Consider the following 13,202-nt stretch of genomic DNA (forward strand, 5'->3'; position numbering starts at 1 on the left):
AAACTCCCTGCCGGTCGATAAATAACCCTACCGAAAAATATTTTAATATGTTATACTAAAAACCAAAAAAAGATAAGGCGGTTGATCCATGATAACCATTGATTGTCTGGGGGATATGTGTCCCATTCCAGTCCTGAAAGCTCAAAAAGAATTTAAAAAACTGGCATCCGGTGATACCATCAAAATCATTACCGATCACAGCTGTGTCCTGGAGTCTGTAGCGAGCAAGTTTAAAAAACATCAGATTAGCTCAGACGAAGTCATTGTCGGGGTCTGGGAAATCTTTATCACCAAATCCTGAGCCTGCTTTGCCATTATTCGCGGTTTGGGATTTAATTTCAAGCGCTGCTAACACAGACTTTTTCGGGCAATATCCTTAAAATATTTGATAAAATCGATGATCACATGGTTGTTTTCGGTTTCGTCATAAATCAGATACATCTCGTATTCAATGGTCAGATCAGTAATCTCGATGGCCTTGATCTGCTTGCGGTACAGCTCTTTTTTTATCGCAATGTAGGGCAAAAAGCCAATCCCGAATTCGTTCATCACCGAGGCCTTGACAGATTCGATGGAATCACTTTTGTATAAAATACTCAGGGGCTTATCGCTGTGACCGGTTTGCTGCATCGTTCTCATAATCACCTGGGTTAAATCCATGCTGTCGTTGAGAATAATCAGCGGGTAATCCGGCAGATCACTGAGACTGATGGTATCGGGGATGTCAAAGTCCGCCGGGGCCACCAGCACCAGCTTGTCGACCCCAATTTGATATGATGACAACCGCTCATTCTGGGGTTTGCCGTAAATCACCCCGAGATCGCAGATATTGTTAATAATATTTTCTTCAATGGTCAGCGCTTTGTTGGACCGGATTTCGTAATTATTCTGGGGAAACCGTTTCTTGACCTTATACATCACACAGGGTAACGAGTAATTGGCGATGGTCCAGAAAGCTTCAATTTTGATGTCTTTTAAAACCTGATCACTTTCTTCCAGTTTGGCCCGCATCATCTTAACGGTGCGCACGATGTTACCCGCATACTGATAAACAATTTTTCCTTTTTCGGTCAATTCTACCCCTTTATTACTGCGGATCAGCAGGGTGCTGTCAAAGTCTTTTTCCAGCTTGGAAATCTGTTGGCTTAACGCCGATTGGGAGAGATGGTTTTCAATGGCCACCTTTGATATGCTTTTCGCTTTGGCCACCTGATAAAAATTTTCAAGATATTCAATATGCAAGTATCATCACTTCCTCATTTTTTAATTCTTTGTGATCATTTTATCACAGTTTATCTTTCTGATCATCAGCAATTTAATAATTACGCCGGATTTGTACGGCGCAGGGCGGTTAAATCAGAAACCGGATCAGCAATTTTCCGCCGATAAACGCCCCAATAAACAAAAAAAGACCGAACACCCAGCCGGACAAGGACATCGATCCGATGCCGCTGAAAAAGGCGCCGATATTGCAGCCCGCTGCGATGCTGGAACCATAGCCCATCAAGAGTCCCCCCAGCAATGCGGTCAGGGCCTGCTGCCCCGATTTGATTTTCTTAAGTCTGAACTGGGATGCCAGCAACGCTGATAATAACGCCCCCAAAATGATCCCCAGATTACGCAGGGTGACCAGATTTTCCTCAAACCATAAGGCCTCCCGGGCGCCTAACAATTGGGTAACCATTGTCAGCTGTGCGGGCGTCCCAAAACCGAGAACGCCTTGTAGACGGATAGCCCAGTAAGAAAAGGCACTGGTAATCCCCAGTGGCTCCTGGGTAACAATCAGGGTAATGACCTGAAGGATCGATAATAACACCGCCCCGGTCACATAGGACCATGACGGTTTAAACCATCTTCTGAAATTTTTCTGATCTTCCCTTTCCATCACTTTTCCCCGCTTATCTGCTTATATTTTAGTATAAATCATTGCTGCCGCATAGGCAAACCGCTTTGAATAAAGAAGTCGCCTTTACAGTTCCTGTTTTGCCTCCCATTTGATCGCCAGTCCGTACAGTAACGCGATGACCAGGAGCTGGATAATCAGGGCCCCTGCCCAGCCGAACAGATCAGGCAAAAACACCCCTTCTTTGACCCACATCCAATGGCTGTTCCACCACTGCAGATGATTATTGCCCAGCATGGTGCCCAGAAAAAAGCCGACCAGGGTGATCAGATGGATTTCGAAACCTTCACCGATCCGCATCAGCATCCCCGAGGCACACCCCCCGGCAATTACCATCCCAATGCCAAAGATAATGCCGCCGACCACAGTATTCATGCCGATGGACGCAATATAGCTTTGTCCCGGGATGGTCTGGCTGGTGAGGTGATAAAAATATTTGACCGCTGTAAAACCGATGGTTGTCAAGGCCAGTGCCACCAACACTCCACGGGTTACAGCGGTGCTGCCAGTTAAGGCGGGATCCCGAAACGCTGCGACAAAACAGAAGCGGGAGCGCTGTAAAATATAGCCGAAGCCAAGGCCACTAAGCCAGAAAAAGGCAATCATCGGGGCGTACTGAAATAAAAAAACACCAATCATCATCAACATCACAAACAGGACTAAACCAGCTGAAAATTGTTTGGCGAAATTATCTTTTTTTTGATCGCTTAAATTCATCACGGCAACCCTCCATCATGTTTTTCTGGTAATAATCAGTAAGTCGTTGGCTCTAATTTCTGAAAAAGCAACCGATCGGTAACGCTTTTCGAGCCTTCTTCTGTAAAAATGTTATCATTATCTTACACTGAATCAGAATTTTTTGCAATGCTTTACCGACACCAGCTTAGCTAATACTGTTGCTATCATTACTTACTTTTGTTACGATACTTCACAAATAATTAATCAATCAGGTCATACTGGAATCTGGACAGGTGCTCATAAGGAAGAATCAGTCTGCCGCGGTAGAGGCCACAGCCGTCGTTGATCAGGGAATTATCCATGGCGGCAAACATGTTGACATCCAATTTTGATAATTCCAGCTGTTGTAAGGTGATCCCGCGTTCATAGGCATCATCAAAATAAACATTTTCTCCTTGGGGAATGGCATCGCGTCGGGCTCTTTCACTTTCCTGTCGTTTTTCGTAACCTAAATGATTTGCCGGGCCAATCTCAGCAAAATCGTCCATTTCTTTGGTCCGCAGTTGTACCTCCACATAACAACGGGCGATGTTATCATAAAAGGTGATATGCAGCGAACGATAGCCACTGGACTCCGTGTTTGCAATATAATCGCGATAGTATGGGCTGACGCGCTCATTTAACAAGGGCGCTTTTTTCTGACCCTTTAACGTCGACAGTTCGGCAGTAAATCCGCGTTCCTCGAGGAAACCGGGCAGCTGGTTGGCCACATCATAGAGATATTTTATTTCTTCGTCGGCGCAAGTCTGCCCTGCTTTCAGATGACATTTGGGCAATGAAATCACGATCCGATAGGCAATCAGGTCGCGAAAACAATTTAAAGCGTTTTTGAGTTCCGGCAGTGACGGGTAATTGCCGTACTCTCGATAATAATCGTAAATGTACTCGACAATGTATCCATTAAATTTGGCTTCGGCGCGAATCAGTGATTTAATCCGACCCTTAAAAGTAAAAGCCAGAAAAGGATAGTCATTGGCCATCAGTGCATAGAATTCCCGAATCCGCTGCGATTGCGAAGTCAGGAAATCATTATGCTGCAAAAGTTCCGCAATTTGAAGCAGAAAATTACAATGCAACAGCTCAATCTGGTTATCCGTTTCTTTCGCCGACTGTTTCAAATCTTCCGAATACCGCTGTAAAATCTTCAGCACGGTATCGCCGGAGTATAAGTAATCATTTAGTTTTTTCAAGATGGACCGTCCTTTCCTACTTGTAAATTTGAGTTTGTATCTTTTCTCGTTCTTATTTGGTAGAGGCGATCCGTACCGGTTCATAGTGCCAATTAATATCAGGGGTTATCGACACGTGAAAAAATGAATTTTTGAAAGAATATTGCACCTTTAACAATGTCTATTTTACTATAAGCTTTCAATCGTATCACTTTCTATGTAGCATTGTATCAAATAATTTAATCCATCTTCCTTTTTTCTCGATGAACGTTATTCCTATTTTTTCGTCCTTATTCAAACTCGATCGATGGATCACTCTTCGCATACCCAGATATAACGCAAAAAATCGCCATTTTTATTTTTCCCAATTTTACAATGATCGATGATTCTGAGATTTTCCTGTGTGAGTTCATCCCTTATATCTTCTGATGAAGCCAAAACGATTTTTTTCGAAATTCTTATCGCATTCCTAATGATTTTTAATTGATTTTCATCATTTTTATGGCTGAAATTACCGTATGGAAGATCTACAATGGCAGCATCAAAACTATCATTTATATCCTGAATATCTCCGGTAATAACTTTTGCTTCATAGTTAAAATGCCTCAAGTTTTTTCGTGCATTTTCAGCCGTTTTACTATTTATTTCACACCCGATAATATCATATCCGGCCCAAATACCTTCTAATAATACCGTCCCGACACCACAACATGGATCGATTAATCGTTTTGATGTATCGCCATTCCCGGCAATATTTATCAAAACTTTTGCAGTACTTAGACCGATCGAACTAGAATACGAATTTGGTTTCTGATTGTGCTTTTTCCAATAAGGACTTCTCTCTGTTAATTTTCCTAAGTACCAGTTTTCCTCATAAAAAGTAATTCCAAATATAATTTTAGGTGAAGTATAACAAACAAGGCCCTCAATAGCAAGACCGATTGCTTTGCAATACTCTCGTCTTTTTGTGAAGTGCGGGTCATCTATTCCCAATTCCATATATTTAACCATGAAATCTGATGCTGCTATCTTATCTTTCATTGTCAACTCTATAAGTTCTAAAAACGTGGAAGCTTTGTATATAATTTCCAACCGGCTTTTTAAAAATGGACTTATGGAAGGATGAACCTTTCTACTTTCAAAAAAGACTTTTTCTTTCAAACCGAACTTAAAAAGAGAGCGCACCTCAATTTCGCAACTTTCTTTTTCATAAGTAGGATAATTCAAATTATAGATGAACCGTTCTGTTTTCATTTGCATCACCTCATGGTTTATTTGATGTTACCTATTCTGTGTTTTGTCCACACTTCCACCTCTGGTATAGTTGCCCAAGTATTCTGAATTCAGACAACCAACCTATCCATTTAAATAAATTCGTACTTACTCTCTCCCCTTTGCAAAGACATTTATTTCAAATATATATATATAACACCTCACCACAAGGTGGCCTTTATTGTATCAATTTGTATCTTCTTATTTGGTGGAGGCAATCCGTACCGGTTTGAGGTGACAATTTGCATTGAAGATTATCGTCGTAATTAATCTTAATTACTCGTTCATGCAAATAGCGTACCCTAGCCTACATATGTACGACAACCATTCAGAAAACTAAAGGTCTTTGATTAAGAAATACTTAAATATATCGCTTTCCTTTCCGTTTTTGACGACGGATAAAAAATATCTTTTCCATTTTATCCATCGATCAGAGACTATGTTCATTATTTTATTAGCTAAAATCGATTAATCATCACTTTGGGCATCTTCATCTAACTTGATATTTCTTCACTCACAGTAGCACTATCTTATGCAATTGACGAATTGTGGTGGATAACTTGGCAACCTGATAAATCCCGGCATTGAAAAGGACTTTTATTAATTCTTCCTGCTACAAGTATGATACTTATTAATAGAAATAAAGGGCATAGATTAAATATTTCGTCTTCACTTGTCGTCATTTTATCTGATATCATTGATTCGCCATTTCATTATGAGATTTCTCTAAAATCTACATTTGCATTAGATAACATTAAACATTATATTTGGTTTTCACGTGACTTATATTTATTTTTATATCGATACATTTCCTGGTCAGCCGAAGTAATCAGATCCATTGGATTGGAAATCCTCGATTTTTCTGTATATTCCGCAATCCCATAACTAAAACTGATCGGATAATCCATCAATGAAGGTGGTTTTTCAGCCTCTACTATTATCAGAATTCTTTCCATAATTCCTTTTAATTCCTCGGACGAATGCTCCTGAAACACAACTAGAAATTCGTCTCCGCCTATACGGATTATTTGGTCATACGACCTAATGTTTTTCCTGATTGTTGAAATGATATGACAGATCATTTGATCCCCATATAGATGCCCTAAATTATCATTTACAGCTTTTAAATCGTTAATATCTAAATAGACTATATTAAAACTCTGTCCCTTTTTATGGGAGGTTACAATCATGCTTCTTAAATAATCCATGCCCTCTTTTCGGGTCATCGTTCCCGTTAATTCGTCTGTAGAAGCCGCTCGTTTCAATTCCAAAAATTTATTTCGTTGCTCAATAATCGTGATACCAACAAAAGCACCAATTAGAACTAATATCAAACTTGAAATTAACCAAAATAAATTTGATGTCTCATATCCGATAATGTTAGCTGCCACTAAAAACCAGACGGAAATCACCAATAGATATGCTGTTACAACCGTCATAGACCGATTATGTTTTATCAAGACAGAGTCTCTAAAACTAAATATACGTTTGCCGAGATTGTTATTTAACACTATATAGAGTCCTAAAACCAAGAGCAAAAATGATAGATTATCAATAATATTATTATTAAATTCGACAAGCGTTTTTTTAGTATGCCTGTATAATAGATAGCAAACAAAACATTAGCTAGCACTTGTATAAAAAAGTATACATGCTTTCAATGAATGAACAAAATATATTCCGCCTTGAAAAAATCATCATACTAAAAATATAAAAACCTACATTTGCGACAACACTGGCATTTATACTTCGATCATGACAAAAAATCGTAAATGTTGTTATTAAAATCGCATAACTAATATTCCCTATAATGAATCCTCTTACTTCCAGGGGGTCCTTTATATTGTTCAATTTTAAATTAAACCATAGCATCACTGCACTTGTCCAAATACAGCTGATTAAAACAATCATAACGTCCAATTTAGCCCTCCTTTTGGTAATATTGAAATAATTATTTAATTCTAAGATTTGTAATTCCTCTGAAATCATATCACATGGCATTACCTTTTTCAATCTGTGGCATGTTGTGTGACATAAAAACAAGGTAAAAAGCTAAATAAAGTTTTGGAAGATGTAGCATTTTCATTTTTACGAATATTTCATCATAGTCAATTTTGCAATCACCAATATCAACTTCATAATAGCACCACAGATGGAAGACGCTGCGGATTTGATCGGATTTAAAAATGTTATTTGAACTTAAAATTTTCATATTATTAAGTAACTTTAACCATTCAAGCAGAAGCAGCTCATAACGAGAAGCGCCCGGTTTCAGTCTCCGGAATGCTGCAAAAATTGGGGGTATCACGAACCGGATATCGTTCGTGGAGCAAAAGAAAACCATCGAATACCCAAAAACGACAGGAAGTCATCAAATCCAAAATCAAGACCATTTATAACGACTCAAAACAAAACTATGACACTCCGAATCGCTAAAAAACTGAAACAGATCGGTGAAATAATCGCCGAGCGGACTGTCGGTAAATACATGAAAGAAATGGGGATTAAGGCCCAGTGGATCAAACATTATATGATCACGACTGAAGATTCTGATTTCAGTAAAAAAATCAGAAATATTTTTGATGAACAATTCAATCCCGAACGCCCCAATGCTTTCTGGTGCGCCGATATAACCTATATTTGGACAATGGATAGATTTTTTTATCTAGCCAACATCATGGATTTGTACTCCCGAAAAATCATTGCCTGGACACTGTCAAAACGATGGAAGTTTCCGTAAGTGATTCAAAAGATAGCGTAGTGCAAAACAGGTCAAAATGTTGTAGACTAACCTAAAGTACGTTCGGGAGGTTAAGAATACAATGGACGAATCAAAAAGACAACTTTGGGAAGGGCGTTTTGAAGAACAGGTAAACAGTGGAATGACCGTCGACGCCTGGTGTACCTCAGAGCAGCTTAACAAATATACCTACTATTATTGGAAGCAGCGGATCCGAAAGGCGAAAATGGAGCCGATGGAGAAAGAGACTACAGCACCACTGTTTGCAAAACTGGAAATGCCGACGGCTTCTGATGAGCGACTACCGGCAGCGGGACTGATTATCCGATGGCGGGGTTTTGAGCTGGTTTTGTCGGACCACCGTGATATCACCCTCGCAACACAGTTTATCCGTCAGTTTTCACAGTCATGATGGATCGGTTTATCAAAGACACTACCCATATTTATATTGCGTGTGGAGCCACTGACTTCAGAAAACAGATGGATGGCCTGGCCATCGTTGTTAATACAGAGTTCAAGCTGGATCCATTCGCTGACAAATGTGCTTTTATCTTCTGCAACCGGAAAAGAAACGCCCTTAAAGTTTTACGTTACGACGGCAACGGCTTTATTCTGGCCAGCAAGAAGCTGCTGAATGGCATGAAATTTCAGTGGCCCAGAACCCCATCGGAAGTCAGAGAAATAAACGGCCAGCAGGTTCAGTGGTTGCTTCAGGGACTTGAAATCAAGCAGAAAAAAGCCCTTCAACCGGTGACAATGACGCTTGAAAACAGCTGTTTTAACTGCTTTAAAATAGCGCAAAGAAACTTATTAAATGGCTTTAAAATGGCATTCTAAAGACTTTTCATTACCAATAAATGTAGCGCATTCTGAAACTGAAAATGGTATAATAGTACCAATAAAAAGCAAAGGAATGGATACGGATGACGGGACAAGAAGAACTGCTGATGCTCCGGGCGCTGGTGGAAAAACAGAAAGAAGAACTGGCCGCCAAAGATGAAATCATTGCCAGACAGAATATCCGGATTGAAAACATGGTGCAGGCGCTGCTGCAGGCCCGCAAAAAACTGTTTGGTGAACAGCAGAAAATAACCGTCCCCAGTCATACCCGGAAAGCCCGCCAACCCGGATTCCGTCAGGAAAAAGACTGGTACCGGTTGGGGCTGATTCTATCCCGTTCAAACATGGCCAACTGGACGAACCGCTGCAGTGAAGAATGGCTGACCCCGATTTATGAACGCATTCATGCCGAACTGCGCGCCTGTGAAGTGTTGCATATGGATGAGACATGGATTCAGTGCAACCGGGAGGATGGTAAAAAAGCCAGCAGCGATTCCTATATGTGGGTGATCAGGAGTGGGGCATGCGAGCATATCCAGGCCGTTTTCTTCCATTACTCCCCCAGTCGCAAAAGGGAGATCGCCGGGCAGCTGCTTTCCGGGTTCCAGGGCTATTGCGTATTCTGGCTATGATAAAGTGGAAAATATCCGACGCAATTTATGTTGGTCGCACTGTCGCCGTTATTATATCGAAAGCATCCCGCTGACCAGCAATGGAAAAGAAATCCCGGGTTCCAAAGGTGCCGAAGGCCGGGCGTACATCGACCTGCTTTTTAAAGTCGAGAACGAAATAAAGGATCTTCCCTATGAGGAGATCAGAGAAAAGCGTCTGGAAAGGTCACGCCCCATCCTGGAGGCCTTTTGGTCGTGGGTTGACGAAACGGCGGCCATTCCAACAACCAACGAAAAGCTGACAGCGGCTCTGAACTATTCCAGAAACCAGAAGAAATATCTGGAAACCTTCCTGAAAGACGGACGCCTTCCTATCTCCAACAATCTCTGTGAGGCCAGCATCAGGCCTTTTGCGACAGGCCGTCGCGCCTGGCTTTTTACCGATTCACACAAAGGTGCCACTGCCAATGCGGCTCTCTACACCCTTGTGGAATCAGCCCGGGCTAATGAGCTTGATGTCTTCGAATATCTGAATTACCTTCTGACCGAAATTCCCAACAGTGACTATCTGCACCAGCCGGAAGGACTTGAAAAATACCTGCCATGGTCTTCAGATCTGCCTGATCGTTGTCGACTCAGCCATAACTATAAAAAGTGCCTCAAATAAGATGTCTCCAGTATAGCAGGTTAAACTCAAACTTGCTATACGTCATCTTTTGAGGCACTTACATAAATTATTTCTATTTTTGGGTAAATATTTAGTTTGATCTCAAGCTCCAAGTAAATTCTGACTCATCCTTAAACACAATTACCATTTTCGGATCGGATTGAACAATGATTTTCTCAACTGTCGCCAGAAAAATTGCTTCATCAAATTGGCTCTAAATCAGCGGAATACTCAATGATGGCGGGGTGGCTATTTTCGACATAGTATTGGGGCACTTCCCCTTCATTGGATTTCTTTTTCTTGGTGACAAAGTCCACGGTGTAGGTCTTTTGGTGGAGGCGAGGAGAGTCGAATCCGTGTTAAAACAAGTCCAGCCCCCAAATTATTTAGTCGAACGCTTATAATCGATGGTAGTAGACGGTTTAATGACAACGATGGTTTAACTCAAAAAGACTACCAACCTTAGGCCAATTATTTCTCTTAATATAAAAAAAGTGCCTGTGTTATAGCACTAATGATGCGTTCAACACTTACACTTTTAAGGTACTAAAAAGACCTCACAGTAACCCCTATGAAGAATTTTTGATTTTAGATTAGATTCTTTTTTAAATTCATTGATAACAAACGAAATTTTCTTAAAATAAGGTTGAATGACTTCCTACACGATAGAGCATCAACACTAAAACATCATCCATTACCTCATAGATCAAAAGCCAATCGGGTTCGACATGGCATTCACGGCATCCTTTAAAGTTACCACTTAAATCATGATCGCGATATTTTTGTTCCAAGAGTTCTTCATCGGCAAGTTTTTCAATAACAGCATAAAGTCGTTCAATATCTTTGCCTTGTTTCTTGGCAAGCTTGAGATCCTTTTTAAACTGATTCGTGAATTTAACTTCGTATTTCATTCGTCAAGCGCAGCTCGCAAATCATCCATATTTGAATAACCTTTGACGCTGCTATCTTTGCCCAGTCTTCTACCTTCGGTAATTGCAGCGACTGTTTCCTGATTTGGGACAGATAGTTTCATTTCAAAAGGTATCCCATTTTCTCGGATTGCTTGTCTAAGAAAAATATTGATTGCAGTTGTCATGTTAAGACCAAGCTCTCCAAAAATTTTCTCCGCCGCTTCTTTGATATCTTTATCGGTACGAATATTCAAATTTGTACTAGTAGCCATCATGAGCACCTCCTTATCTATCATCATTATAGTTCTAAATGCGCATATTGTCAATTCATTGTGCGTATTATAGACGAACTATTCTTAATATTGTCAAAATCGGTGTTAAACTACCCATAATAAACGGTTGAAAATTCCCCAAAAACACGGTATGTTTCTTCTTAAAGATAAGGAGGACAACCGAATGATAACAATGGAGGAATATTATATGATCAAAGGTTTAAAGAACAAGGGAATGTCAATCATGCAGATTTCCAGAGAAATGGGTGTTGATCGAAAAACGGTCAGCAACTGGCTTAAACGCAAGGAACCGCCAGCATATCGGAAACGTCAGTTTCGGCAAGGAAAGCTTGATCCGTTTAAAGATTATATTCTGGAACGAATGAATGAAGGCTGTGTCAATGCCGCTGTGATTTTTGATGAAATTGCAGCCGACGGGTACCAGGGAAAAATGACGATTCTTCGGGAATTCATGAAACCATATCGTGAAAAAGTGTTAGCCAAAGCATCAATCCGCTATGATACGCCCCCTGGCAAACAGGCCCAGGTTGACTGGGGAGAATTCGTTGTCACGATGCCCGATGGAAAGCTTAAAAAATTGTATGCCTTCATCATGGTTTTAGGGCATTCCAGAAATTATTATCTTGAGTTCACGGAGAATTCGAAATTTGACACATTAATCGGTTGCCATGAACGGGCATTTGCCTATTTTGGTGGTGTAACAGAGAGCATTCTGTATGACAATATGAAAACTGTTGTTGCCCACAGTCACAAAACCGGCAACGATAAATGGAATCAGCGATTTTTGCGATTTGCCGAGCATCACCATTTTATTCCGGTTCGGCATCGGCCTTATCTGCCCCGTTCCAAGGGCAAGGTGGAACGTGGGGTCCGATATGTACGCGGCAATTTCTGGCCCAGAGTCAAAAGCTTTTCAGATCTGGCCGAACTCAATGAGCAGGCCCGGCTCTGGCTGGATACGAAATGCAATACCCGGCTTCATCAGACGATTCACAAAATACCCCGTGAAATCCTGCAGGAAGAACAGCTGAAGCCGATGAATACCGAGCCGTTTCTTGCTGTTGATCTGGTCAGCCGGAAAGTCATGAACGATTGCTTGATCAGTTATCAGTCCAATTATTATTCCGTTCCCTTCCGCTTTGTTGGTCACCGTGTCGGTGTGCGGGATTTGAGCAATGGAACGATTGAAATCTATGATGAAACCGGTACTTTCATAGAAGGTTACCGGAAACCGGCCCAAAAACATCAGGTCCAAAAAATGAAAAGGCACTTTGAAGGATTGAACAGTCAAAATCATAAAGCCAAAGCCCGCAAAGCACCGCTTATGATTCCAGAACAATCGCCCAAAGTGCATCAAAGACCGCTCGCAGTCTATGATTCTTTAGTCAGTGAGGTGGTTACATGGTAACCCATCACCTGAAGGAAGCTTTTGATCGTCTGAATCTCACCCATATGGCTGCCGTTTATGACCACCATGCGGAAGAAGCTTCCAAGGATAGTATATCCTATTTGGAGTTTCTGGACAAGCTGCTTTGGGCAGAAATTGATGCAAAAAGAGAACGGACAACCACGACGAACTTGAAACTTGCAAAATTTCCCTATATCAAGGCCATCGATTCCTTTGACTTTGATTTCCAGCCCAGTGCCAACCAGCGTAAGATCAACGAACTGAAAACACTCGCCTTTGTGGAACGTTCCGAAAATGTCGTATTTTTGGGCCCGCCCGGCGTTGGCAAAACCCATCTGGCCGTTGGGTTGGCGGTTTGTGCGATCAGAAGTGGCTATACCGCTTATTTTCTCAGTGCTCATGAACTGATTTCAATGATTCAGGAAAATATTGTTTCCGGGCGCATTCATCGCAAACTCAAAACACTGAATAAACCCAATATCCTGATTATTGATGAGGTTGGCTATGCGGCTATGGATGATGAAGTAGCCCATTACTTTTTTCAGATTGTTTCCAATCGCTATGAAAAAGGCTCAATCATCCTGACTTCCAACAAGTCTTACGGCAGTTGGGGTGATGTATTCGGGAATAATGTCGTTGCAACGGCGATC

At 41.1% G+C, this 13,202-nt stretch carries 13 protein-coding genes and 3 pseudogenes; 8 read left to right on the forward strand and 8 right to left on the reverse strand.

Annotation, left to right across the window (positions count from 1 at the left end; all coding sequences use genetic code 11):
- Positions 1-88: 88 nt before the first annotated feature.
- Positions 89-301, forward strand: a complete 213-nt coding sequence (locus A3KS_RS0119110; protein ID WP_026396264.1) for a sulfurtransferase TusA family protein — start codon at positions 89-91, stop codon at positions 299-301.
- Positions 302-348: 47 nt separating this feature from the next.
- On the opposite strand, the gene A3KS_RS0119115 is transcribed toward A3KS_RS0119110, so the two are convergent.
- The 5 genes and pseudogenes from A3KS_RS0119115 to A3KS_RS22040 form a co-directional block, all read right to left on the reverse strand.
- Positions 349-1,242 (reverse strand): LysR family transcriptional regulator, encoded by an 894-nt coding sequence (locus A3KS_RS0119115; protein ID WP_026396265.1) that lies wholly within the window; start codon positions 1,240-1,242, stop codon positions 349-351.
- Positions 1,243-1,351: 109 nt separating this feature from the next.
- Positions 1,352-2,620 (reverse strand): annotated as a pseudogene (locus A3KS_RS24085) (YeeE/YedE family protein).
- A gap of 221 nt (positions 2,621-2,841) precedes the next feature.
- Positions 2,842-3,831, reverse strand: a complete 990-nt coding sequence (locus A3KS_RS0119130; protein ID WP_026396268.1) for a nucleotidyltransferase family protein — start codon at positions 3,829-3,831, stop codon at positions 2,842-2,844.
- A 291-nt stretch (positions 3,832-4,122) separates the two neighbouring features.
- Positions 4,123-5,064, reverse strand: coding sequence for a TRM11 family SAM-dependent methyltransferase (locus A3KS_RS0119135; protein ID WP_035356842.1), 942 nt, complete (start codon positions 5,062-5,064; stop codon positions 4,123-4,125).
- A 779-nt stretch (positions 5,065-5,843) separates the two neighbouring features.
- Positions 5,844-6,542: a GGDEF domain-containing protein gene (locus A3KS_RS22040; RefSeq protein ID WP_051356005.1), complete on the reverse strand. Its 699-nt coding sequence runs from the start codon at positions 6,540-6,542 to the stop codon at positions 5,844-5,846.
- Between the two features lie 956 nt (positions 6,543-7,498).
- On the opposite strand from A3KS_RS22040, the gene A3KS_RS23685 reads away from it, so the two are divergent.
- From A3KS_RS23685 to A3KS_RS24090, 5 genes and pseudogenes are all read left to right on the forward strand, one after another.
- Positions 7,499-7,822, forward strand: a complete 324-nt coding sequence (locus A3KS_RS23685; RefSeq protein ID WP_051356007.1) for a DDE-type integrase/transposase/recombinase — start codon at positions 7,499-7,501, stop codon at positions 7,820-7,822.
- 82 nt (positions 7,823-7,904) lie between these two features.
- Positions 7,905-8,234 (forward strand): IS66 family insertion sequence element accessory protein TnpA, encoded by a 330-nt coding sequence (tnpA, locus tag A3KS_RS0119160; protein ID WP_026396272.1) that lies wholly within the window; start codon positions 7,905-7,907, stop codon positions 8,232-8,234.
- Positions 8,231-8,659 carry an IS66 family insertion sequence element accessory protein TnpB gene (gene tnpB, locus A3KS_RS22055; protein ID WP_051356008.1) on the forward strand — a complete coding sequence of 143 codons (429 nt, stop codon included), beginning with the start codon at positions 8,231-8,233 and terminating at the stop codon, positions 8,657-8,659. Before tnpA ends, tnpB begins: the two co-directional genes overlap by 4 nt.
- 347 nt (positions 8,660-9,006) lie before the next feature.
- A pseudogene (gene tnpC, locus A3KS_RS22060) lies at positions 9,007-9,676 on the forward strand (IS66 family transposase); the annotation flags it as partial.
- Positions 9,677-9,760: 84 nt separating this feature from the next.
- A complete protein-coding gene (locus A3KS_RS24090) occupies positions 9,761-9,940 on the forward strand; it encodes a transposase domain-containing protein (protein ID WP_242834807.1) in 180 nt (59 codons plus the stop codon).
- Between the two features lie 233 nt (positions 9,941-10,173).
- Here A3KS_RS24090 and A3KS_RS24095 read toward each other — a convergent pair.
- The 3 genes and pseudogenes from A3KS_RS24095 to A3KS_RS0119180 form a co-directional block, all read right to left on the reverse strand.
- Positions 10,174-10,278 (reverse strand): annotated as a pseudogene (locus A3KS_RS24095) (recombinase zinc beta ribbon domain-containing protein); the annotation flags it as partial.
- Between the two features lie 297 nt (positions 10,279-10,575).
- A complete protein-coding gene (locus A3KS_RS0119175; RefSeq protein WP_026396273.1) occupies positions 10,576-10,851 on the reverse strand; it encodes a type II toxin-antitoxin system YafQ family toxin in 276 nt (91 codons plus the stop codon).
- On the reverse strand, positions 10,848-11,126 hold the full coding sequence (locus A3KS_RS0119180) for a type II toxin-antitoxin system RelB/DinJ family antitoxin (protein WP_414150009.1): 279 nt from the start codon (positions 11,124-11,126) through the stop codon (positions 10,848-10,850). Before A3KS_RS0119180 ends, A3KS_RS0119175 begins: the two co-directional genes overlap by 4 nt.
- A 181-nt stretch (positions 11,127-11,307) precedes the next feature.
- Between A3KS_RS0119180 and istA the strand changes: the two genes are divergently transcribed.
- Positions 11,308-12,552 carry an IS21 family transposase gene (istA, locus tag A3KS_RS0119185; RefSeq protein WP_026393332.1) on the forward strand — a complete coding sequence of 415 codons (1,245 nt, stop codon included), beginning with the start codon at positions 11,308-11,310 and terminating at the stop codon, positions 12,550-12,552.
- On the forward strand, positions 12,546-13,202 hold a 657-nt coding region (istB, locus tag A3KS_RS0119190), incomplete at its 3' end, for an IS21-like element helper ATPase IstB (RefSeq protein ID WP_026396275.1). The genes istA and istB, both read left to right, overlap by 7 nt.

It is taken from the genome of Acetobacterium malicum subsp. dehalogenans DSM 11527 (assembly GCF_000472665.1).
Classification (GTDB): domain Bacteria; phylum Bacillota; class Clostridia; order Eubacteriales; family Eubacteriaceae; genus Acetobacterium; species Acetobacterium malicum.